This is a genomic window from Enterococcus sp. PLH-Efm8 (genome assembly GCF_053011625.1).
In genome coordinates, this window is sequence record NZ_CP172568.1 from 2,231,609 (window position 1) to 2,254,695 (window position 23,087).

Consider the following 23,087-nt stretch of genomic DNA (forward strand, 5'->3'; position numbering starts at 1 on the left):
TTATGAAAGTAAAAAAATTATCCTTGCAGACGCTCCGCCGATTCATTCCTTACCTTACTGCCTATGCAAAAGACATTTGGCTAGCTGTGATACTAGGAATCATCAATGGGATTGCAACAGTTGTGATGACGTTACAAATTGGTCAAAGTATCGATCAAATGATTGGAGAAGGACAGGTCCGCTTCAATCGACTGTTCCATTTACTTATTCTATTCGGTGGTATCGTTTTAATCAACGTAGTCAGTCAATGGCTCATCCAAGTGTTAAGCAATCGGTTAGCTTACTTATCCGTTGCAAAATTAAGAAAAGATGCATTTGCTCATCTGAATCGATTGCCACTTCGTTATTATGATCAAAACTCCCACGGAAATATCGTCAGTCGATTTACAAATGATATGGACAATATTTCCATTGCAATTTCTGCGGCCTTCAATCAATTATTTTCTGGAGTGGCAATCATCATTCTTTCGTTTATTTTTATGATGCGTCTAAGTCCACTTCTGACATTAGTCGTTCTTTGTTCTACACCAATTATTTTCCTTGTGAGTTGGATCGTTGCTCGTGCTTCACAAACAAATTTCGATAGACAGCAAAGGATTATTGGGGATATCTCGGGCTTTGTGACCGAACGAATCGGTAACCAGAAAATCGTGAAAGCTTTTCAGCAAGAAGAAGCTAGTCAACAGCAATTTGAACTGCTAAATGCTGATCTATATGAAAAAGGACAACGGGCACAATTTTCTTCTTCCTTGACAAACCCGTCTTCTCGTTTTGTAGATCACCTTGCTTATTTATCGATTGGTTTAGTTGGCGGCCTATTGGCATTGAAGAGTGGTTCGTCAATCACTGTTGGTGTGATTTCCAGCTTTACGATCTACTCAAGTCAGTTTTCTAAACCATTTATCGAACTTTCTGGAATCACGACACAACTGCAAACCGCTTTTTCTGGTCTAGAACGAGCATTTGATTTGATCGATCAGCCAGAAGAAAAGCCTGATTTGCCAGATGCCTATGCCTTGGAACCCAAAAATATCAAAGGAAAAGTCTCTTTTGATCATGTTTCTTTTTCTTATGACCCCAAGCAGCGTTTGATCGAAGATTTCAATTTTACTGCTTATCCAGGTCAAACCATTGCTATAGTAGGAAAAACAGGGGCCGGAAAATCCACACTTGTTAATTTGCTGATGCGTTTTTATGACACAACAAAAGGAACAATTACAGTCGATGACCATGACATCCGCTCTATCCAACGTGATACATTACGTAAAAGTTTTGGAATGGTGTTACAAGATACTTGGCTATTTGACAGTACATTGCGAGAAAATCTTCGTTTTGGGAATCCGGAAGCAAGTGACGCAGAAATCAATGATGCCCTAAAAGCCTCTTATATGTATGAATTTGTAGAACGTTTGCCGGAAAAATTAGATACTAAGATTGGCGGTCAAGGGTTAAAGATATCAGATGGACAACGCCAACTGTTGACGATTGCTCGAACGATGATCAGTAATCCCCCTATGTTGATCTTAGATGAAGCTACCAGCTCAGTCGATACATTGACAGAGAAAAAAATCCAACAAGCCTTCTTAGCAATGATGGAAGGAAAAACCAGTTTTGTGATTGCCCATCGCCTGTCCACAATCAAAAATGCGGACCAGATATTAGTGATGGATCAGGGAGCTATTGTCGAAATGGGCACCCATGATGAGCTGCTTCAAAAAGATGGTTATTACCGACGGCTCTATCAAGCACAATTCACAGCACAATAAAAACAAGCAGTCTTCTGGGATGGGAAGACTGCTTGTTTTTTATTTAGCGTGGATCGCTAAACTTCTTAAAATTTTTTTGTAAGGAATACTACGTCCTACGTAATAAATGGCAATTGATTGAATCGGTAACCATATTACTGTTTTTAACAGGCGGGGCGCCCAAACGACCCAGCTGAACAATGGCACATGGTACATCAACGCAAGCCATAATGGTGTCAAAAATAAGTTGATGATCAGCGTGACACTAAGCGTAGCCAGAATGGCATTTTTCCAAGTGATCTCTTTTCGATAGAAAAAGAATCCGTAGATTGCTCCTTCAATAAATGCATTCAATGTAAATCCAATAAAGAATGCAGATTTCGAGAAGAGGGCCATTCCTACTAAATCAGCTAAAACTGCGCCTATCCCTGACCAAAAAGGACCAAAAAGAATGCCCATGATCACTTGTGGAATAAATGTGACACTGATTTTAATAAATGGGGTCTCGATTGCTACCAGTCGGGACAAAGTGACCATCAATGCAATCAATAAGCCCATAATAGCAATCATACGTGCGTCTAACCGGTGTTTCTTCATTTTTAGCATCTCCTTTAAGAGCTGCTACATCGTATCATGCAGCGAATGCGAAAATAAAACCGCGAACATTACGTCCTTCGTCCAAGAGGCAACATCCCATCCTCTTAGCACTTAACGCTTTATTTTCTACTCTGTATTATTTTTGGGATCTTTTCCCACAGAAACTATAGCATATTTTCACATTTACTGCAAATACGAAAAACTAATATTATTGTTTATATTATCCAATACGTTCGTATTATATCGCATATTATCAGTTTGTTTAGCTTTTATAGCTACATATAGGCGAACATTAAACGTTATTTTTCCATACGCTTATCCATCAAAATGAAAGTGGATGCTTGTCTATTTCATGGACGATTCTTCGAAAATCTAGGAAGCCGGCTTCCAGTCCTCTTAGTAGCACCTCAGCTGTTCCGATATTCGTAGCTAACGGAATCTCATAGACATCAGATAAACGGATAAGTGCTGTTACATCTGGTTCATGGGGCTGTGCAGCCAGCGGGTCTCGAAGAAAAATCACCAAATCTAACTGATCCTCCGAAATCATGGCTCCAATTTGCTGATCCCCGCCTAACGGTCCGGATTTAAACCGATGGATCGGCAAGCCGGTTGCTTCCGTGATCCTCTGCCCAGTCGTCCCGGTAGCAAAAAGTTCATGTTTTTCCAATATTGTTTTATACGCTGTTGCTAATTTCACCATCATAGGTTTTTTTCGGTCATGAGCGATCAAAGCGATTTTCATAAGAGACACTCCTTTTGATATTGTTAACATACTTATTTACTCCAGTGTATCAGTTTTTATTTCTTATGGATATTTATTAAAGCTTAAAACTAGCACATTGACAAAAAAAAGAAAAAATTCTTGTTCAACATGACATTGAAGTTAGTTAACGCTTTCATTTATACTTTAAATAGTTAATAAAACTAAAAAAGAAAGTGTGGAACGTATTATGGTAGAAATGGCTCTGAAAAACGTATATAAAAAATATGACAATGCAGAAAATTATTCTGTAACTGATTTTAATCTATCAATCAAAGACCGTGAATTTATCGTTTTTGTTGGTCCTTCCGGTTGTGGAAAGTCAACTACTTTGCGAATGATCGCGGGACTGGAAGATATCTCTGAAGGAGAACTAAATATCGGCGGAAAAGTCATGAATGACGTGGCACCTAAAGACCGTGATATTGCCATGGTTTTCCAAAACTACGCATTGTATCCTCATATGACTGTTTTTGATAATATGGCTTTTGGCTTGAAATTACGTAAATATGATAAAGCAGACATCAAAAAACGTGTGGACAATGCAGCAGAGATCTTAGGTCTGACAGAATACTTGAAACGAAAACCAGCTGCTTTATCTGGTGGACAACGCCAACGTGTGGCATTGGGACGGGCAATCGTTCGGGATGCAAAAGTCTTCTTAATGGATGAGCCATTATCAAATTTAGATGCTAAATTACGTGTAGCCATGCGTGCTGAGATTGCCAAACTTCACCAGCGTCTTGAAACAACGACCATCTATGTTACTCACGATCAGACAGAAGCAATGACTATGGCTGACCGAATCGTTATCATGAAAGACGGATTTATCCAACAAATCGGTACACCGAAAGAAGTTTATGATACACCCGTCAATATGTTCGTTGCCGGCTTTATTGGATCTCCTGCCATGAACTTCTTTAATGTGACATTGAAAAATGGTGTTATCACAGATGGACATGGGCTTAAGCTTCGTATTCCTGAAGGAAAAAACAAAGTATTAGTTGAAAAAGGTTATGAAGGAAAAGAAGTTATCTTCGGTATTCGTCCAGAAGACATCCACAGTGAACAAGTAGCCCTTGAAGCTTCACCTGAAGCCGTAGTGAAATCAGAAGTTGTCGTTTCCGAATTACTTGGAGCTGAAACGATGCTTTACACAAAAACTGGTTCTACTGAGTTCATCTCAAAAGTAGATGCAAGAGATTTCCATAAACCAGGCGAAATAGTCGACCTTGCCTTCAACATCAGCAAAGGCCACTTCTTTGATAAAGAAACAGAACAAGTCATCAAACTTCCATAAATTGCCCCCTGTTAGAGCTGTGCCAGAAGATGTTGGTGCAGCTCTTTTTAGGACAAAAAACTCTCATCTTAGAGGATTTATTATCCATTACTAGATGAGAGTTTTTTTTTTGAGAGATCATGTCTAATATGTCGTTTTCTTCGCGTACCCTTGAATCGACTCTTTCCGATTTTCTTTTTTTGCTGCCGTAAATACGGGGATATCAAAATATTTGCTGAGTGTTCCTGCTATAAAATAAGCAATATTATAATCAACTAAACTGTGGATAAGCCCACCAATCCCCATCAAGATGAATACTGTATAAAAATATCCTTGAGAATAATATGTTTCAGGCATATTACCAATAAAGTAAAAGATGCTGACTACTAGCATTTCTGCTAAAGAATGAATCACACCGATCACAAAATTGAACCCTTGGAAACGCCAATTAGCAAAAGTAAACTGTCCATTTTTTAAAACGATACTCGGATGCTTTTGCAAGTACCAAGCCCCAATCAACGCAAACACAAGATGTGACAATGCTCGCAATGCGATGATAACCGGCGTTGTTAAAAAGAAACCAAATGTCGTACCTAGCGCAACAGCCACTGCAACTCCTGGTGTAAAAAACATCGCAATAAATAATGGCACATGAGACGCCAAAGTAAAGGAAGCTGGTGGAATCATGATTTTAGGCATGACCATTGGGATAATGACCCCCATCCCAATCAATAAAGCAGAAATCGTTAGTTTTCGAACTGAATTTTTTCTCATTTTTTCTCTCTCCTAATATGTCTTGACACATAAATGTCGACTTAGTATAACTCACTTACTAATAACTGTCAAGACACATATTCTTTTCTAAATCCATACAAAATGAGTGTGAGTATCAAGTATAAGAATTTTTTGATCAAGAAACAAAAATAGGAGATGTGACAAAATTTGTGTCACATCTCCTTGTTCGGCATAATAGTGGTCAAAAGCTTGCATCAAGTAATAAGACCAACTAACTCAAAAACATGAGAAGCTGTTTTTTGAAATTGTTCCTTGTGACTTAGAGTTAAACGGCAGGCCCACAACCTCTTTCTTAAACGGTGTTCAAAAGCTTGCATCTGCGGTAATAAGCCCAAACAAACGAAAAACATGAGGAACTATTTTTGTTTGGCTGTTCTTATTACTTGATGCAGGACAGCTTTTTCACAACTTCTGTCACAACCTCTTTTTTTACTGCATATTTTCTGACATCGCATTGCTTAATGCGGCGAATTCTTGTAATGACAAAGTCTCCCCACGACGTTTTGGATCGATTCCAGCTGTTTCCAAGCTTTTTGCTAACCATGCTTTTGTCTGGTCATCTTTGCCATACGAATGCTGCAAGTTATTCCAAAGCGTTTTTCTTCTTTGCTGAAATGCCGCTTTTGTCAATCGGAAAAATGCTTTTTCGTCTGTCACTTCGACTGCCGGTATATCTCTTCTTGTCAGTTTCAAAATCGCTGAATCTACATTTGGCTGAGGGACAAATACTGTTTTTGGTACGATGAATGCTAAACTGGCTTCCATATAATATTGAACAGCAATCGATAATGAACCATAAGCTTTCGTTCCTGGTTCAGCAGAGATACGATCAGCTACTTCTTTTTGCATCATGACGACTAGTTCATCCACAACCAAATCTGATTCAAGAAAATGCATCATGATCGGTGTCGTAATATAGTAAGGTAAATTCGCTACGACTTTTAACGGAAGCTCCTCATGAAATGTTTCTCTAACAGCTGTTGACAAATCGGTCTTTAAAATATCTTGATGTACAATAGTCACATTGTCATAGGGTTGCATCGTATCAGCCAATACAGGGATCAAACGATCATCGATCTCAAATGCTACGACTTGTTTTGCATGCTTGGCTAATTGTTCCGTCAATGCACCGATTCCTGGTCCAACTTCGATCACGTTCGTATGTTCATCTATTTGCGCAGTTTCTACGATTTTCCTTAAAATATTTGGTTCAGTCAGAAAATTTTGTCCTAAACTTTTTTTAAATGAAAAACCATGTTTCAATAAAATCTCTTTTGTTCTAGAGGGTGTCGCAATTTCACGATATTCACTCATGTTGTTCCTCCACTATTTTCATTGCTTGGGCGAGTTCTTTCGGCGTAATACGAAACATCTTCAAACGTTTTTCCAATTGTTTGCCGTTCGTGTAACCGATGCGCAACTCGTCACCTAGTTTTTCTCGTTTTTCTTTTGCTTGTGCCCCAGCTATTAAACCATAGTCTAAAAGGTCTTGTCTAGTGATTTCAGAAACAGCCGTTTGGGAAATGTCTGGCGTCACGACCTTTTTCAATGCTTCTAAAATAGCAGCATCACTTGCATGCTCGACACCAAGGCTTCCCTTTTTCTTTGGTTTAGCTTGTGTGCGCGGCAAAAAAGCATGTTTTGCCTGAGGAACAGCTTCCATAATGATTTTTCTTATTTTTTCTCCTGAAAAATCAGGATCGGTAAAAACGATCACTCCACGAGTCTCTTGGGCATGTTCAATTTGCATCAGGATCTCTTCATTGATTGCAGACCCTATTGTTTCTATCGTATCTGCATCAACTACTTCCCGCAGCCTTCTTGTATCGTCTTTTCCTTCAACGACTATAATCTCTTGGATCTTCATCTTATCCATGTTCGCTTAGACCAAATAATCGGTGCGCATTTGTCCATGTTTGGGCAGCCACTTCTTCTGTCGGAAGATTCCGAAGTTCAGCAATCTTTTCTACTGTATAACGAGTATAGCCTGGTTCATTTCGCTTTCCTCTAAAAGGAACTGGTGCCAGATAAGGGGCATCTGTTTCCACAAGTAATCGTTCGATTGGTACATTTGCTGCAGCCTCTTGGACGTCTAATGCTTTTTTGAAAGTGACGACACCGCTAAATGAAATATGCATCCCTAAGTCAAGAAATCGTTTTGCCCATTCATAATCACCACTGAAACTATGCATGATTCCACCGATATCTCGAACATCTTCTTCTTTTAGGATTTGATACGTGTCTTCAAGTGCTTCTCTAGTATGAATACTGATTGGTAGGTTCATTTCTTTTGCGATAGCAATCTGTCTGCGAAATACTTTATCTTGGACTTCTTTCGGGTCTTCCATCCAATGATAATCCAAGCCAATTTCCCCTAATGCTACAACCTTTGGTAAAGTCAATTGTTCTTGTAATTTATTTTCGATTTCTTTCGTATAACTGCCAGCCTCTGTCGGATGCCAGCCGATAATACTGTATATATTTGGATAGTCATGGCTTAATTGCAAAGACTTTTCAATCGTTGGCGTATCGAAGCCCACGACCGCCATTTTCGTTACCCCCATTTCTTGTGCTCGCTGAATCGTTTCTGGAATATCTTCATTGAACTGTTCAGCATTTAAATGGGTATGAGAATCAAATATCATGTTTATCTCTCCTTTTCATTCTTACTTTAGCACATAAGCACTACTTGCAGAAGTAGCAAAAATCAAAATAGAAGAACTTGTTTTATTGAAATAGAAAAAGCACGAAGATCTAGAGGACCTAGTTCGTACTTTTTCTGTCTGTTGTTGAAATATTTTACTCTTCTGAGCGTTTTTTCTTTTTTTGATAATAGACTGGGATACCTATCAAGGTAACACCTATACCGATCAATGCTAATTTCGTTTGCGTCATCATCGTCATACCTAAAATGAAAATAGCACCGAGAATCGCAATAATCGGAACGATTGGATAAAGTGGTACTTTATATGGACGTGGCAATTCCGGCGCTTTTTTTCTTAAAATAAAGACACCGATAAAAATCAGTAAACTGAATAGCCACATCACAAAAATCAACATGTCTGTTAAAAAGTCGAAAGAACCAAGGCTCATCATAATACAAGCTACTGCTAACTGGAAAACCGCAGGAACATAAGGAACCGTAAACTTCTTTGAAAGCTTTGTCAGCTGTTTACTGAAAGGTAGCTCGTCTTCTAAAGCCATCGCATAAGGCACGCGGATCCCAGTTAGTGTATAACCGTTCAATGCACCGTATACCGAGATCAAGATCCCAATAGTGACCAGCTTTCCACCGATTCCTCCAAAAATGACGTCTGATGCTTCAGAAGCTGCATTCAAATTACCGGCAAGATGATCAATCGGCAAAGTTTTCAAAAAAACAAAATTGATCAATAGATAAACGACTGTTACAAAACTCAAACCAAGAATAATTGCTTTAGGCAAATCTTTTTCCGGCCGTTTCATTTCCCCTGCCATTGCACCGACACCTAACCAGCCGTCATAAGCAAACAACGTTGCTAACAACGCACTGCTCAATCCTTCGACAAAAGTAACATCTTTTCCAGCTTCGATTGGAAATAACTGGACAGTTCCTTGTCCTGGGGTCAATAATCCCCATATGACAATCACAGCAATTGGTATTAATTTAACAATCAACGTCACTGATTGTACAGAAGCACCGACTTTTGTCCCTAACAAATTCAACCCTGTCACAGAAACAGCGGTGATCACTGCAATCAACAAAAGATAATCGGTAGATAATTGTAATAAGTTCGTCAATTGTGTCGCAAAGATAATCGATAATGCAGCAATATTAGCAGGAAAGTAAATCAAGCTTTGCGCCCATCCTAATAAAAAGCTGGGCAATTTTCCATACGCAGCTTCAATATATTTTACAGCTCCACCAGTTTCCGGGATTGCTGTAGCTAATTCAGCCACTGTCAATCCAGCACAGATCGTTAAGAAACCACCCAAAAGCCAAGCTAGCAATGTCAAACTTGTAGACTGAGTACTAGCAGTAACAGCAGCAGTTTTGAAGAAGACGCCTGCACCGATCACGGTTCCCATAACGGTAGCTAATGCGCCAAACAGATTGATTTCTCGTTTTAGTTTGCCTTTCATTCCCATCCTCTTTCTTCTTTGAAATTTGGTATAATTTTCAGTATAACTGAGAATATTTTAATTTACCATTCTTTTTTCTCCACTTTCAGTGAAAAACTCCCTCTTAAGACGGATGTATTTCTTTTTTATTTTTCGTATACTAAACCTACCTTTTCCACGAAGGAGGAACAGTTTATGGATTTTAAGCGTTCTTATCCGAAATTAGCAGATTATTTATCCAACCGGGTCGATTTTTCCCGTAAAGAACAACAGCAGTCCCATTGGCATTGGTTCACATTAATTTTATTTGGATTAATGACTGTTGCAACGTTATCACAAAAACTAATATTGCTGACTTTGTTCATCGCAATCGTTGCATTGATCAAAGGTCCTGTGATGATCTTGTGGGGGATGTTGTATTCCTTTTTGGTTGGGCTTTTTCCGCCTATCGGTATTTTGCTTTCAGCGATTTTCTTTTTATTGAATATCGGAACATTTACAAAGAACTGGCGGATGACCTTAGTCGGGATCTATTTTTATTTCTATCCTTTTGGAGTGATGGCACTTAGTGAAGTCATGCATTGGGATAATCATTGGTTTATAGCTGGCTCCTTGCTTTTAGGGTTGATCTTGTTACACGTGATGTTGACAAAGCTCTATCAACATTATGGTATCGGACGTACGATTTTCTGGTATGTCTTTTCGATCCCATTTGCACTGCTTACTGCTCTCTTACCAAGCCGTTTGAAGACAAAAATAAAAGGTTACCATAAAATCAAGTGATAGGATTTTTACAAAATAAAGAAAACAATCATCGAAGTCAAAGCCGATGATTGTTTTTTTATCTATATTTTCAATCACACATATAAGAGCACAAACTAATTGAACATAAAGTGATAGAACTTATAATTAACACATCAACGCTACTGTTAGATATAAATATAGATGTAATAAAGTCATTGCATTCAAACTTTATGAATGTAAGGACAATAAAAAAGAGTACCAGATGAATCAATTAAAATCTGCCCGACCCTTTATCATTATGCTTTTTTTCTGTTTTTACGATTCCTATTAGTATTATTCTAAATTAACAAAAATCAGCGAAGCTCGTACTTCTTTTTCTAGGATTTATTTTGGATAGTTCTCTGTTTCTGTATTATATGATTGGCTTCAAGTAATAAGAAGGAATTTACGAAAATTGCTTCTCAAATTTCGGAAAAAGGGGGTATGACACAACTAGTGTCATACCCCCTTTGAATTTCTATGCGATTTCTGAGCCATTTGGCATGGATTTTGGTGCTTCGATTACTTGTAAAGAGCCATCTGGTGCTTCTGCAGAAAGGATCATTCCTTGACTGATTTGTCCACGCATCTTTCGTGGTTTCAGATTTGCTACAATGACGACTTTTTTCCCGATCAATTCGCTTGGATCAGGATAAAATTCAGCGATTCCTGACAAGATTTGACGGTCTTGGCTGTCTCCAGCATCTAGTCGGAATTGCAGCAACTTATCTGCCCCTTCTACTTTTTGACAGTTGATGACTTCTGCTACTTTTAGTTCTACTTTTTCAAATACATCAAATTTGATTTGTTTTTCTTTCGTTGAAACAAGTTCTGTTTCTTCTGGATCCCATTTGACTGTATCTTCGTTTGTTTGAGTACCTTCAGACATTTTTTCTTGAATAAAAGCAACTTCTTCTTCCATATCTAAACGTGGGAAGATTGGTGTACCTTTTGCAACTACTTTTGTTCCTGAAGGAAATTCGCCAAAGTGTAATCCTTCAAGATTCATTGTTTCAGAGTCCAATCCTAGTTGATTGAAGATCTTCTCTGGCGTTTCTGTCATGATTGGCTGAAGTAATATCGCTGCGATACGCAAAGATTCAGCTAAATGGATCATGACACTATTCAATTCAGCTTTCTTTTCTTCGTCTTTTGCTAATACCCATGGTTCTGTTTCATCAATGTATTTGTTTGCACGAGAAATCAGCACCCAGATTTCAGCCAATGCTGTATTGAATTCCATTTTTTCCATTGCATCATGGTAACGTCCGACAACGTTAGCAGCCGTCGTAGACAGTTCACTATCAAATGGAGTGACAAGTGAGGCATAGTCAGGAACGAGTCCATCACAATATTTGTTGATCATAGCAATCGTTCGATTCAATAAGTTCCCTAGATCATTTGCCAGATCATAATTGACACGGGAAACAAAATCTTCTGGCGTAAAGACACCATCTGACCCAAACGGAACAGCACGAAGCAAATAATAACGGAGTGCATCTAAACCATAACGTTCCACAAGCATTTCAGGATAAACGACATTTCCTTTTGATTTAGACATTTTTCCGTCTTTCATCAATAGCCAGCCATGCCCAAATACTTTTTTAGGTAGAGGCAAATCAAGGGCCATCAGCATGATTGGCCAATAGATCGTATGAAAGCGAACGATTTCTTTACCGACCATCTGAACATCTGCAGGCCAGTATTTTTCGAATAGACTTTCATCTTCGGAGCCATATCCTAGTGCAGTAATATAATTGGATAATGCATCGATCCATACATACACCACATGTTTCGGATCACTCTTGACTGGTACTCCCCAAGTAAAAGTTGTTCGTGAAACTGCAAGATCCTCTAATCCTGGTTTGATAAAGTTGTTGATCATTTCGTTTTTACGAGATTCTGGCTGGATGAATTCGGGATGTTCTTCATAGTATTCCAATAGACGGTCTGCGTATTTGCTCATGCGGAAGAAGTATGATTCTTCTTTTACCAATTCTACTTCGTGTCCACTTGGCGCTTTACCACCGATCACGTTACCTTCGTCATCTTTGTACACTTCTGCAAGTTGTGTTTCTGTAAAGAATTCTTCGTCAGAAACAGAGTACCAGCCTTCATATTCACCTAAGTAAATATCTCCCTGTTCTAATAAACGATCAAATATTTTTTGAACAGCTGCTTTATGGTAATCATCTGTCGTGCGAATGAATTTATCATAACTGATATCAAGCGTTTTCCATAATTTCTTGACATCAGCCGCCATTTTATCTACATATTCTTGCGGTTTTACACCTAGTTCTTCTGCTTTTGTTTCGATTTTTTGACCATGTTCATCCACTCCAGTGAGATAAAACACATCAAAGCCCATCAACCGTTTATAACGAGCAATTGCGTCACATGCAATCGTAGTATACGAGTTGCCGATATGAAGTTTGCCGCTTGGATAATAGATTGGCGTAGTGATATAAAAAGTTTCCTTTTCTGCCACGGGGCTCTTCCTCCTTTATCGCATGATGCGAATTCGTTTCCTTGCTAGTATACCATAAAAAAAGCATGCTGTTAGCTTTTTTTCAAAATGAAAAAGACTGGATAAACGACTTCTATCTACGTTCAATCTATCCTTTAAAAGGATGAATAGGTTGAATAAATGCGGGTTTTTGTTTTGTTTCATATCTACTAAAAAACGGCTTTTTATTTCTCCCCTCACACGTGGTATAATAAAGACTATCTATCTTAGTAAGGGACTGGAACAATCATGCAGAAGAAACATCTTTTTTTTACACTTAGTATTGCTTTTCTTTCATTAGCACATTTAATATTCAGCTATTTTTATATTCGTATGTATGGTTATTTTAACCTCCATGGGCATTTGAACAGTTTTATGACAGCAGCTTGGATTTTGCGTTTTATCATTGACGTATATATCGTTATTTGTGGCTTCTTTGCCATTCGTGAAGAGCGGTATAAAGTATTGCCGTTTTATCTGCTTTTCTTTTTATTCAATCTCATACTTCCATTTATTTTTCATATTTAAATGATAACCTAGATTTTTCAAGTAAATCCTTGGTTTTTTTTCAGAGTCTGCTACAATAAGGTAAAAAGTACTTTTACTGTCAATGGAGGTGGTCAGATGAACCGTTTTGCTTCTAAAGAAGAAGAAAAATTATATTATGAACATAAAGCAAGTGAAGAAGAATTTCTTAACTGGTATCAAAAACAGGAACGTCCAGAATATGACAAGCCCTCTTTGACTGTCGATATCGTACTGATGTGCTATAACAAAGAAGAAGATCAGCTGAAAGTTTTGTTGATCCAAAGAAAAGGGCATCCTTATCGAAATTCATGGGCATTGCCTGGTGGCTTTGTCCAAAAGGATGAGTCAACTGGAGAAAGCGTCTTAAGAGAAACAAAGGAAGAAACTGGTGTGGTTATTTCAAAAGAAAATATTGAGCAACTGCATACATTCAGTACGCCTAATCGAGATCCGCGAGGCTGGGTCGTCACAGTCAGCTACTTAGCCTTTATTGGAGAAGAACCGCTAATCGCCGGAGATGATGCCAAGGAAGTACGCTGGTTCACACTAGAACGTCATAGTAACAAGATCCATTTATCTAGCGGAGAAGTGGCTATCTCGCTTGATTTAGTCACTGGAGAGTCTTCTGGCAAAGATACTTTGGCTTTTGACCATAGTCAAATCATCTTGAAAGCATTCAACCGTGTAGTCAATAAAATGGAACACGAGCCGCAAGTTCTACAAGTTTTAGGTAAAGATTTCACGATTACGGAAGCTCGAAAAGTATTTGCTAAATTCTTAGGGATCGATTATAAAACGATCGATCATTCCAATTTTAAGAAAGCTATGCTCCAATATTTCGATGAGATCGGTGAACGTCCTGTAGGAATCGGCCGTCCTTCAAAAATCTATCAGCTCAAGCCGGGGCACCATGAATAAGGTTGTGAGCAAAAGATTCAGACCTAATCATTCAAGAAAAAACGCAAAAACAACTCTTTGTGAGTTACGTTTTTTGTTTCAGAATTTTGATGTATTCGTAAACTTTCTGAATAAAAAATTAACAATAGCAGAAAAAGCTCGTACGAACTTTTTCTGCTATTGTTTTATTGGTTTGTCATAATTAGTGAGCTTTTCTTCAAAAGAAAAATTCCTAGAAACAAAAGTCATTAAGACTTTTTATTAACAAGGCTAACCCTAACGCTCCTATCAGTTTCATTCATTTTTTATCCCTTGATAACCGAATGTCTGCCCATTTTTTCTACTACTTGGCTCTTTCTTACGGAATTGCTTTCTTCTGCTCCGTCGGTATTGATCAAAAGAAATTTTTTATTATACCATTGGGACTTATAACGCAATTTTGTTATTAATTTATGCCAGTCGTGAATAGAAAAATCAGCATGTGCCTCTTCTTTTGGAAAAGATTCTACAAATAAGTAGTCATATTGTTTGACCAATTTCCCAGATAATTGTTCAAGATAATCTTCTCGCTGGTTCTTTTGTTTCAGATAAAGATCCATTACTTTTCTCTTTTGTTTCTGATAATTGCTTGCCTGATCTAACCTGATCTTTCTATGGTGAGCGGAGCGGACTTTCACATTCAATTTCCGCTGTGCATGTTGCAGCTTTTCTTCTGTCTGGTGAAATTTTGGTAAAGTTACTTCTAGAGGTCGAGATGTTTGGATCAATGTCTTCGGATGATAGGCGATCCCGATCCATTTAGCTAAAGATTCTTTTTTTACTGGCGAAACATCACAAAGTAGTGCGACATAAAATTCTTCATTATATCGAGCAGAAATCGTAGCGGAGCGAATCGATCCTTCAACTGGCCGATGCTGATTTATCTTGATTAGTTCTTTTTGTTTTGGTAACTTTAAGTAGCCATTTTCCAGATAGATCGTACGGGTTTGGTTGTTGGTCGTATAAGATTGCCACATACTTTTTTTCGTTTTAAGCTTTGGGAAGCTGGCACGTCCCTTGAAATAATTGCGAAAAGCCCGATCCAAATTAAGCTGTGCATTTGCTAAAGCAAGACTGTCTACTTCTTTTAAGAATGGGTATTCTTTTTTTAATGTAGCGGGTGTGAGCGAAAAATTGGCTACTCCTGTTTGTTGCCAACTTTTCTGCCGCTTTTTCAGCAAATGGTTATAGGTAAATCGAGCACATCCAAAAGTACGAATCAATTGCTGTTTTTGTTCTTCTGTCGGATACATACGGAATTTAAAAGCTTTTAGCATCTATGTCCCTCCTAGTTAGCAACCAGAAGAGATTCCTTTTGTCGTTTTAGTTTTTTTGCGTAATATGGGACTTCCTGCTCAGTTGCATAGACAAAATGTTCTGGTGCGATTTCACGAAGTTGACGTACTTGTCCGTCATCTGGTTCAGGTTGATATTTGATTCTTCTGCGTTTTCTCTCATGGTCTGGATCTGGTAGAGGAATAGCAGATAACAAACTTTCTGTATAAGGATGAACACCGTGATTATAGATTTCATCACTTGTTCCCATCTCTAATAACAAGCCGTTATGCATTACACCGATTCGGTCACTAATATGTTTAACCATCGACAAATCATGTGCAATAAATAGATAGGTCAATTGATGTTCTTTTTGGAGATCTTGCAACAAATTGACCACTTGGGCTTGGATCGACACATCTAGTGCAGAAATTGGTTCATCACAAATGATAAAACGCGGTTTTACTGCCAATGCTCGTGCAATACCAATACGCTGGCGTTGCCCACCTGAAAATTCATGAGGATAACGAGTACCGTGGCTTGGATTCAATCCAACAGTTCTCAATAGATCATCGACTTTTTTTGCACGCTCTTCAGATGATTTAGCTAGTCCATTAACATCAATTCCTTCGGCAATGATATCTCTGACTTTCATACGAGGATTCAACGAAGCGTATGGATCTTGAAAGATCATCTGAACATCATGCCGGAATTTCGTCAAACCTTTTTTATCTTTGATCTTCGTTATATCTTGACCGTCGAATAATATCTCACCATCAGTAGGTTCATTCAAGCGAATGATCGTACGGCCAGTAGTGGATTTTCCGCTTCCAGATTCTCCAACTAAACCGAATGTTTCTCCTTCATAAATGTGAAAGCTGATGTCATTTACAGCATGTACTTCATTCTTTTTTCCTACATTGAAATACTGTTTCAATCCTTTAACTTCAAGTAGTTTATTTGGCATCAGCAATTCCTCCTTGACCGTAAGTATGTTTTTGTTTCTCTTTAAAGATAGCCCAGCGACGTTGGATTTCTTCTGGCGGTGTCACTTTGGGTGCCTGCGGAGCAAGTAGCCAAGTTGCTGCCTTGTGTGTTTTTGATAGTTCAAAAAATGGTGGTTCTTGTTCTGCATCGATTTTCATCGCGAATTCATTTCTTGGATAGAATGCGTCTCCTTTTGGCGGGTTCAATAAATCCGGTGGAGAACCAGGAATAGCATACAATCGATCGTTCGCACTATCTAATGTCGGCATTGAACCAAGCAGGCCCCAAGTATAGGGATGTTGCGGGTTGTAGAAAATTTCTTCCGATGTTCCAACTTCAACGATTCTTCCTCCATACATGACAGCGACACGATCAGCGACATTCGCTACTACACCAAGGTCATGAGTGATAAAGATAATTGATGTATCGATTTTTGTCTGAATTTCTTTCAGCAGCTCCAAAATCTGTGCTTGAATAGTCACATCAAGCGCTGTTGTAGGTTCATCAGCAATCAGGATTTCCGGATAACATACCAGTGCAATCGCGATCACGATCCGTTGACGCTGACCTCCTGAGAACTGATGCGGATAACTGTTGATACGTTTCTCAGCTTCGGGTATTCCAACTAATTTAAGCAATTCTAATGCAGCTTTTTGTCCCTCTTTTTTTGAAACTTTATTATGCTTTCTAAGGGACTCAGCGACTTGCTTCCCAATGGGCATCGTCGGATCTAAAGAGGTCATTGGATCTTGGAAAATCATCGCTATTTCTTTACCACGGATTTTTTGCATCTCTCTTTCTGATTTTCCAACGATATCGTTACCTTTAAAGAGGATTTGACCAGCATCTATATTGGCGTTGCTTGACAGCAAGCGCATGATGCTTCTGGTCGTCACTGATTTTCCACTTCCAGATTCCCCAACGATCGCCAATGTTTCTCCTTTATTCAAATGAAAATTGACACCGCGAATCGCTCGTACCTTTCCAGCATACGTATCAAAAGAGATTTCTAAGTCTTTCACTTCTAAAATTTTCGTCATCGTCTTCACTCTTTCATTTTAGGATCAAAGGCATCACGCAATCCATCAGCAAGTAAGTTAAAGCCAATCATGATAACCGATAAAGTTACTGCCGGAATCCATAATAGATAAGGCAGATACAGGAATGTCTTGTACCCTTCGCTCAACATCGTTCCTAATGAAGCTGACGGAGGCGTAAGACCTAAACCGATAAAGCTTAAAAAGGCTTCGAAGAAAATAGCAGATGGAATACTAAACATCATTTGAATAATAATGACACTAGAGATATTCGGCAAAATATGTTTGAATGCAATTTTCATTCTTGATTCACCTAATGTCAATCCAGCTAAAACATATTCTTGATCTTTTAATTTCATTGTTTGTGCACGAACGATACGTGCCATTGGTATCCAGTTTGTGATGGCCATAGCAGCCACGATTGAAAAAATTCCTGGTTCAAAAACGACCAACATCAAAATCATGACAACGAGGTTTGGAATTCCTGATAAGATTTCCAAAAAACGTTGCATCACGTTATCGACACGTCCGCCTAACAAACCAGAAACCAACCCGTAAGCTACACCAATCGTTACATCTAGTAATGCAGCAATAAATGCGATCAGCAACGAGATTCTCATTCCCATAAATAAGCGGCTTAATACATCACGTCCCAAACCGTCTGTTCCTAAAAAGAAATTTACGTTTGAAGGGACGTTTGCTTGAGCATATTTATCAACAAGTTCACCACCAACCATTGCTTTTCCATTCAATCCATCGATATTGATTCCCGGAATACGAGGAGGCAAATTGATATAAGCCACGTTTTGGGCAGTTGGATCATGAGGAGAAACAAAGATTGTGATCACAGAGATCAAAATGATGACCAATAGTAAAACCATTGAAATAACGGCAGCTTTGTTTTTCTTTAAACGGCGCCATGAATCTTGGATAAAATTCAAAGAAGGTGCAGTAATCTGTTCACGTTCTTCTTCGGTATTTTTTTGTAATGGAAGAAATTCATCCGCAGGGATATCTGCAACTGTTTCATAACGCTTTGGTATCATTTCCATTTATCCTCGGCTCCCTTCTGAAACACGAATTCTTGGATCAACTAGACCGTACAATAGATCCACGATCAAAATAACAAAAATCAGCATAAATGAGTAAAGGATCGTTACAGCCATGATCGTAGGATAATCATTTGTTGTGATTGACTTAACGAATTGTTCCCCGATACCAGGAATAGCAAAGATATTTTCTACCACCAGTGATCCGGTCATCAATGCTACAGCTAACGGTCCTAATAAAGTCATCAATGGAATCAAACTATTTCGAAGACCATGTTTAAAGGCGATTTCCCAACGGCTCAATCCTTTTGCTTTTGCTAATTCCACATAATCACTATGCAGTACTTCCACCATTTCCGTACGGATAAACCGAGCAGAGTCAGCAAGCGGCGACATGGCCAACGCAATTGTTGGTAAGATTGTGTACACAAAGCCATCCCATTTTGCGATTGGCAAAACTTGTAATTTGATTGCAAAGATATATTGTAATAAAACAGCAAATACAAAGTTTGGAATGGAACGACCTAATATCGCTACGAGTGTAGAAGATGTATCTGCCCATGTATTTTGCTTCATGGCAGAGATCGTTCCTAAAATCGTCCCTAGGACTGTTCCAAAGATAATTGCCTGTAACCCTAACTGCAAGGATGGTCCGATTCTTCCAGCTAACAAATGTGCGACTGGCTGGTTTTTAAATTGGAAGGAAATTCCAAAATCTCCTTGAAGCAAATTAGAAAGATAAATCCCATATTGTACGATAACTGGTTTATCCAAACCGACTTGTTTATTTAGCATCTCGATTGTTTCAGGACTCAAACGTTCCTGATTCGTATATGGCGTGCCCGGCAGCAATTGCATCAAGAAAAAGGTGATTGTTGCAATTAACCAAAGCGTGATGATCATGAAAAAGACACGTTTTAATACATATTTGATATAACTATTCACTAATGTTTCCCCCTAGCTTTTGACTTCTGACAGATGTTTCGCTACATTATTAGATAATGAACCAAAAATAAAGGAGCAATCAAATGAAAAAAAAATCTATCCCCTACGCAGTAGCTTTTCTACTGATTCTGGTTATTTTAATAAAAAATCTCATCAACCATTCCTTTACACTCATTCAATTATCTAATGATCTATTCTTATGGTCATTGCCGTTTCTGATTATCGGCGGTTTTTTATGGGTCTTTTCTTCGGGTTTCTTCGATCATTTTCAGCGATCGGTCCATCTTGCACGAACAAGGAACCGAAAGAAAAAACCAGAATTTTCCTCGCTCTCGTCTGCCAGCTACGGTATGTACAGCTTTTGGCTGATCATTGCCGGAATACTAATTGCTCTTTCTGCTATTTTCATGCTTTTTTCTTTGTTAGGATAAGTGAATATGAGAACGAGGTTGCGACATTTGCCGCAGCCTCGTTTTTTCTCATGCTCACGGTATTAACGATTATTCTTCAACGTATGTCCATTTGTAATCCCATGAAGCGCCTGCCGCATGGTGAACGATACCTTTGATTTTTTCATTCACTAGGTGACCTTCTGCTTTTTGGTACACCGGAACGACACCCATATCATCAGAGATGATCTTGATTGCTTTTTGGAAATCATCCCAACGGGCTTGTTCATCGCCAGCGTCTGTTGATGAAGCTGCTTTAACTGCTTCGTCATATTCTGCATTGCTCCAGCGACCACGGTTGTATGAATTACCTGTGACAAACAAATCAGTAAAGCTGCTTGGGTCTGCATAGTCAGCAGCCCATCCGCCTAGTACTGCGTCAAAATCACCCGAAGTTGAGCGGTCAAGACGTACAGAGAATGGAACAGGTGTTGGTTTGACTGTTACGCCATCCAAGTTTTCTTGGATTGAGTTTTGAACATATTCGATTACTTTTTTCGATGAATCATCATCAGAAGCCATCAAATCAAATTCTAAAGAATCAACGCCCAATTCTTTTTTCGCTTTTTCCCAATATTCTTTTGCTTTATCTTTGTCATAAGAAACTAATTTTCCAGCTTCTTTTGCAAAGTCTTCGTTCGTTGTTGGACTTTTTACCATATCTGATGGGATCAATCCTGTAGAGACAACTGATCCGTCACCTAGTACTTGTTTTACTAAAGCTTCACGATCGATAGAATAAGAAATAGCTTTTCTTAGGTTCACATTGTTGAATGGTGAATTCTTTTCACGTTGATTGAATTCGATATAGCTTGTCCGCGCTTCTTTAACAGAAGTATAAGCTGGATCGTTTGCGTTTTGCTGTGCTAACTCACCAGACAAGATCACGTCATCTGCTTGGCCATCTTTGAATAAGTTCAATGCAGTAGAAGATTCTTTTACTACACTGACTTTGATTTCAGAAAGTTTTACTGTATCTTTGTCCCAGTAATGATCATTTTTCTTATAAGTCCATTCTGTATCTGTTCCTGGTCCATCAAAATCTTCTAATGTGAATGGTCCATTATAAACAGCTTTATCACTTGCAGATGCATAGGCATCCCCATTTTCTTCCACTACGGATTGTTTTTGTGGGAAAAATGATGGGAAAGCAAGCAGATATTGGAAATATGGTGTTTGTTTCGTCAATTTGATTTCTAATTCATAGTCACCAACTGCTTTGATCCCTAGTTCTGATTTATCTTTCTTTCCAGCTGTAATGTCTTCTGCATTTTCAACTGGCGCATACAGGTAAGCATATTCAGAAGCTGTAGCTGGGTCTACTGTTCGTTGCCAGCCATAAACGTAATCCGCTGCTGTAACAGGATCACCATTTGACCATTTTGCGTCTTCTCGTAATTTGATTTTGTAAGTTAATCCGTCTTCACTGACTTCTGCCAACTCGCTAGCTCCTGCCGGCTGTGGTTTGCTGTCTTCATCAAGACGGTAAATTCCTTCATAAACGTTATTCAATGCTGTAAAACTGATTGTATCTGTTGCAACTGATAAGTCAGCTGTAGGCATTTCTTGAGGCACGACTAAGTTAAATACGCCTCCTCCATCTGCTGAACCGCTTTTTGCTGAACTACTGCTTGTGGCTGAACTGCCGCCATAACATCCAGCAAGTACAAGGCCGCATACCGCAACCAAACCAAATGTAAATTTCTTTTTCATTTTACGTACCCCTTTATTGGAATTTTCAGAATAATTAATATTTTCTGAAGTTGTTTAAGAGTTTAATGAATAATTATTAAAAAATCAACACTTTTTTTTGTCTTTTTCATAAAATAATGATTTTTTCGTGAGGTTTCAAGGAATTTTTCAGAAAAAATAGCTTTGTACAAGGTTTTCCATGGTCTTCCAAAAGCCATTAAATAATTTTCGTTATATTGTCTATTATTGCCATACAAAGATAAAAAAGAATAAACAAAAAGAAACTGTGACAAAAGTCTTGTCACAGTCCCTTATCTGAATAAACGGTGTTCAAAAGCCAGTTTCTCGGTATTAAGCCAAATTTATGCAAAAATGTAGAAAGCCATTTTCACAAAATTTTTCTTACTACTCGAAACTAAGCGACTTTTTCACAACCTCTGGTACACGGTGTTCCAAAAGTAGCTTCTTCGGAAATAAGTTGGAATTTCACAAAAATTCAAGAAGTAATTTTCGTAAATTCCTTCTTATTTCTTGAAGCTGATTACTTCTGTCACAACCTCTTTTTATTATTGAGAATTTGGTCGAGGAATAATCGTTTTTGCCATCCAAATATCCGGTTTGTCCCAGCCATTTGCATTTGGTAAGACACCTACGATTTTATAACCTAATTTTTCATAGAATTCATACGGATGTTCACGAAGGTTCTGGATGGAAGCCACTTTATCAAATGTATGCTCATACAGGTCCGTTTGACTTAACGTTGTTCCATGGTCTAAATCATCCGTACCTAAATAAATCGTGATTCCTCCTCTGGAAGCTACTTCTTTTTCTAAGTAATTGACTAATCGAGTACCTATTTGGTTCTTTCGTCGGGAGCTTTCTACAACTAATGGATGCAATTCCCAACCTGTGATACCGTATTGAGGGATTGCACCAATAAATCCTACTAACTCATCTTGGTCTACCGCTGCTACCGCGATTCGTTCTGGATTCATCATTTCTTCTACTTCTTCTGCCGAGCTGTCTCCATATTCTTCCGGCCAAGTCAGTCTCAGTAAATCAGAAAGCTGATCTTTCAATACTGGATTATTACGGTCAAATTCACTGATTATCATACGTCTTCCCCCTTGTTCTTGCTTATTCTAACAGTCCTTTTGAAAAAACGAAATGTTCTCGCTCAAAAATCTTTAGCTACCAATCAGTATCTCTATTCTTTCATTATTTATCTTACTTATAAAATAAAAAAATTATACAGAAACACTTTATTCAAAATAGGAAAGATCAGGAAAGCCATCAATTGGAGGAAAAAACTCTGTTTGTTCATCATGATATAGATTATCTTTTGCTTTAAAAAAAACCAATTATGAATTGACAAATAAAACCTGTTTTCATATAATAATCTTAATTTTTAGAATTTTTAGATAATTACAAAAAAGCAAAGGGAATCGGTAGAAATACTAAGAGGAACAAAAATTCATTATTGTCGTTTTCAATGTTTTTGTACTTGTTCGTTTTTAGGATACTTATTGATGATTTCAAGGTGTTCATGCCACCTTATTCATCACTTATCCTGTCTTAGGTTCACCTCTACTCCATCTACAGCCGCAGTCAGATCGATCA

The 23,087-nt window shown here is 38.3% G+C and carries 22 protein-coding genes and 1 riboswitch; of the genes, 7 read left to right on the forward strand and 15 right to left on the reverse strand.

Annotated elements, in window-relative coordinates:
* Positions 1-2 precede the first annotated feature (2 nt).
* Positions 3-1,766 carry an ABC transporter ATP-binding protein gene (locus ACIFUW_RS11040; protein WP_002289511.1) on the forward strand — a complete coding sequence of 588 codons (1,764 nt, stop codon included), beginning with the start codon at positions 3-5 and terminating at the stop codon, positions 1,764-1,766.
* 39 nt (positions 1,767-1,805) lie between these two features.
* Here the strand turns inward: ACIFUW_RS11040 and ACIFUW_RS11045 are convergent, their stop codons facing one another.
* Entirely contained in the window at positions 1,806-2,342 is a 537-nt protein-coding gene (locus ACIFUW_RS11045) for a folate family ECF transporter S component (RefSeq protein ID WP_002289509.1), read from the reverse strand.
* A gap of 37 nt (positions 2,343-2,379) precedes the next feature.
* Positions 2,380-2,478, reverse strand: a riboswitch (THF riboswitch).
* A 186-nt stretch (positions 2,479-2,664) separates the two neighbouring features.
* Positions 2,665-3,087, reverse strand: coding sequence for a methylglyoxal synthase (gene mgsA / locus ACIFUW_RS11050; RefSeq protein ID WP_002289508.1), 423 nt, complete (start codon positions 3,085-3,087; stop codon positions 2,665-2,667).
* A 208-nt stretch (positions 3,088-3,295) separates the two neighbouring features.
* Between mgsA and ACIFUW_RS11055 the strand changes: the two genes are divergently transcribed.
* Positions 3,296-4,405 carry an ABC transporter ATP-binding protein gene (locus ACIFUW_RS11055; protein WP_002289507.1) on the forward strand — a complete coding sequence of 370 codons (1,110 nt, stop codon included), beginning with the start codon at positions 3,296-3,298 and terminating at the stop codon, positions 4,403-4,405.
* A 123-nt stretch (positions 4,406-4,528) separates the two neighbouring features.
* Here ACIFUW_RS11055 and ACIFUW_RS11060 read toward each other — a convergent pair whose 3' ends face one another.
* From ACIFUW_RS11060 to ACIFUW_RS11080, 5 genes are all read right to left on the reverse strand, one after another.
* Complete coding sequence (locus ACIFUW_RS11060; RefSeq protein ID WP_002294011.1) at positions 4,529-5,158, reverse strand: hypothetical protein; 630 nt, start codon at positions 5,156-5,158, stop codon at positions 4,529-4,531.
* Between the two features lie 450 nt (positions 5,159-5,608).
* Positions 5,609-6,493: a 16S rRNA (adenine(1518)-N(6)/adenine(1519)-N(6))-dimethyltransferase RsmA gene (gene rsmA, locus ACIFUW_RS11065; protein WP_002294004.1), complete on the reverse strand. Its 885-nt coding sequence runs from the start codon at positions 6,491-6,493 to the stop codon at positions 5,609-5,611.
* A complete protein-coding gene (gene rnmV / locus ACIFUW_RS11070; RefSeq protein ID WP_002305490.1) occupies positions 6,486-7,055 on the reverse strand; it encodes a ribonuclease M5 in 570 nt (189 codons plus the stop codon). Before rnmV ends, rsmA begins: the two co-directional genes overlap by 8 nt.
* Entirely contained in the window at positions 7,048-7,824 is a 777-nt protein-coding gene (locus tag ACIFUW_RS11075) for a TatD family hydrolase (RefSeq protein ID WP_002294001.1), read from the reverse strand. The genes rnmV and ACIFUW_RS11075 overlap by 8 nt, the downstream gene beginning before the upstream one ends.
* A 154-nt stretch (positions 7,825-7,978) precedes the next feature.
* Entirely contained in the window at positions 7,979-9,301 is a 1,323-nt protein-coding gene (locus tag ACIFUW_RS11080; protein ID WP_002294000.1) for an APC family permease, read from the reverse strand.
* A 174-nt stretch (positions 9,302-9,475) separates the two neighbouring features.
* Here ACIFUW_RS11080 and ACIFUW_RS11085 point away from each other — a divergent pair, with 174 nt between their 5' ends.
* The gene (locus ACIFUW_RS11085; protein WP_002293998.1) at positions 9,476-10,063 is read left to right on the forward strand and encodes a hypothetical protein; all 588 of its coding nucleotides are present in this window, start codon (positions 9,476-9,478) and stop codon (positions 10,061-10,063) included.
* A 478-nt stretch (positions 10,064-10,541) separates the two neighbouring features.
* On the opposite strand, the gene metG is transcribed toward ACIFUW_RS11085, so the two are convergent.
* Positions 10,542-12,551 (reverse strand): methionine--tRNA ligase, encoded by a 2,010-nt coding sequence (gene metG, locus ACIFUW_RS11090; protein ID WP_002289325.1) that lies wholly within the window; start codon positions 12,549-12,551, stop codon positions 10,542-10,544.
* A gap of 267 nt (positions 12,552-12,818) precedes the next feature.
* Here metG and ACIFUW_RS11095 point away from each other — a divergent pair, with 267 nt between their 5' ends.
* Both ACIFUW_RS11095 and ACIFUW_RS11100 read left to right on the forward strand, forming a co-directional pair.
* Positions 12,819-13,097, forward strand: coding sequence for a hypothetical protein (locus ACIFUW_RS11095; protein ID WP_002289337.1), 279 nt, complete (start codon positions 12,819-12,821; stop codon positions 13,095-13,097).
* A gap of 96 nt (positions 13,098-13,193) precedes the next feature.
* Positions 13,194-14,015: an NUDIX domain-containing protein gene (locus ACIFUW_RS11100; RefSeq protein ID WP_002289327.1), complete on the forward strand. Its 822-nt coding sequence runs from the start codon at positions 13,194-13,196 to the stop codon at positions 14,013-14,015.
* Positions 14,016-14,299: 284 nt separating this feature from the next.
* Here ACIFUW_RS11100 and ACIFUW_RS11105 read toward each other — a convergent pair whose 3' ends face one another.
* From ACIFUW_RS11105 to opp3b, 5 genes are read right to left on the reverse strand one after another with little or no spacing between them, the layout of a single operon-like run.
* Entirely contained in the window at positions 14,300-15,310 is a 1,011-nt protein-coding gene (locus ACIFUW_RS11105) for an RNA-guided endonuclease TnpB family protein (protein WP_002289328.1), read from the reverse strand.
* Between the two features lie 11 nt (positions 15,311-15,321).
* A complete protein-coding gene (locus tag ACIFUW_RS11110; protein WP_002289330.1) occupies positions 15,322-16,275 on the reverse strand; it encodes an ABC transporter ATP-binding protein in 954 nt (317 codons plus the stop codon).
* A complete protein-coding gene (locus tag ACIFUW_RS11115) occupies positions 16,265-17,335 on the reverse strand; it encodes an ABC transporter ATP-binding protein (RefSeq protein WP_002289332.1) in 1,071 nt (356 codons plus the stop codon). Before ACIFUW_RS11115 ends, ACIFUW_RS11110 begins: the two co-directional genes overlap by 11 nt.
* Positions 17,336-17,340: 5 nt before the next feature.
* Entirely contained in the window at positions 17,341-18,384 is a 1,044-nt protein-coding gene (locus ACIFUW_RS11120; RefSeq protein WP_002289334.1) for an ABC transporter permease, read from the reverse strand.
* Positions 18,385-19,326 (reverse strand): oligopeptide ABC transporter permease, encoded by a 942-nt coding sequence (gene opp3b, locus ACIFUW_RS11125; RefSeq protein WP_002293573.1) that lies wholly within the window; start codon positions 19,324-19,326, stop codon positions 18,385-18,387.
* 83 nt (positions 19,327-19,409) lie between these two features.
* On the opposite strand from opp3b, the gene ACIFUW_RS11130 reads away from it, so the two are divergent.
* A complete protein-coding gene (locus tag ACIFUW_RS11130; RefSeq protein ID WP_002293992.1) occupies positions 19,410-19,757 on the forward strand; it encodes a DUF3899 domain-containing protein in 348 nt (115 codons plus the stop codon).
* A 69-nt stretch (positions 19,758-19,826) separates the two neighbouring features.
* On the opposite strand, the gene ACIFUW_RS11135 is transcribed toward ACIFUW_RS11130, so the two are convergent.
* A complete protein-coding gene (locus ACIFUW_RS11135) occupies positions 19,827-21,488 on the reverse strand; it encodes a peptide ABC transporter substrate-binding protein (RefSeq protein WP_002289796.1) in 1,662 nt (553 codons plus the stop codon).
* 178 nt (positions 21,489-21,666) lie between these two features.
* On the opposite strand from ACIFUW_RS11135, the gene ACIFUW_RS11140 reads away from it, so the two are divergent.
* Complete coding sequence (locus ACIFUW_RS11140; protein WP_002293990.1) at positions 21,667-21,786, forward strand: ribonuclease P protein component; 120 nt, start codon at positions 21,667-21,669, stop codon at positions 21,784-21,786.
* A gap of 247 nt (positions 21,787-22,033) precedes the next feature.
* Here the strand turns inward: ACIFUW_RS11140 and ACIFUW_RS11145 are convergent, their stop codons facing one another.
* Positions 22,034-22,582, reverse strand: coding sequence for an aminoglycoside 6'-N-acetyltransferase (locus tag ACIFUW_RS11145; RefSeq protein WP_002289795.1), 549 nt, complete (start codon positions 22,580-22,582; stop codon positions 22,034-22,036).
* Positions 22,583-23,087 lie beyond the last annotated feature (505 nt).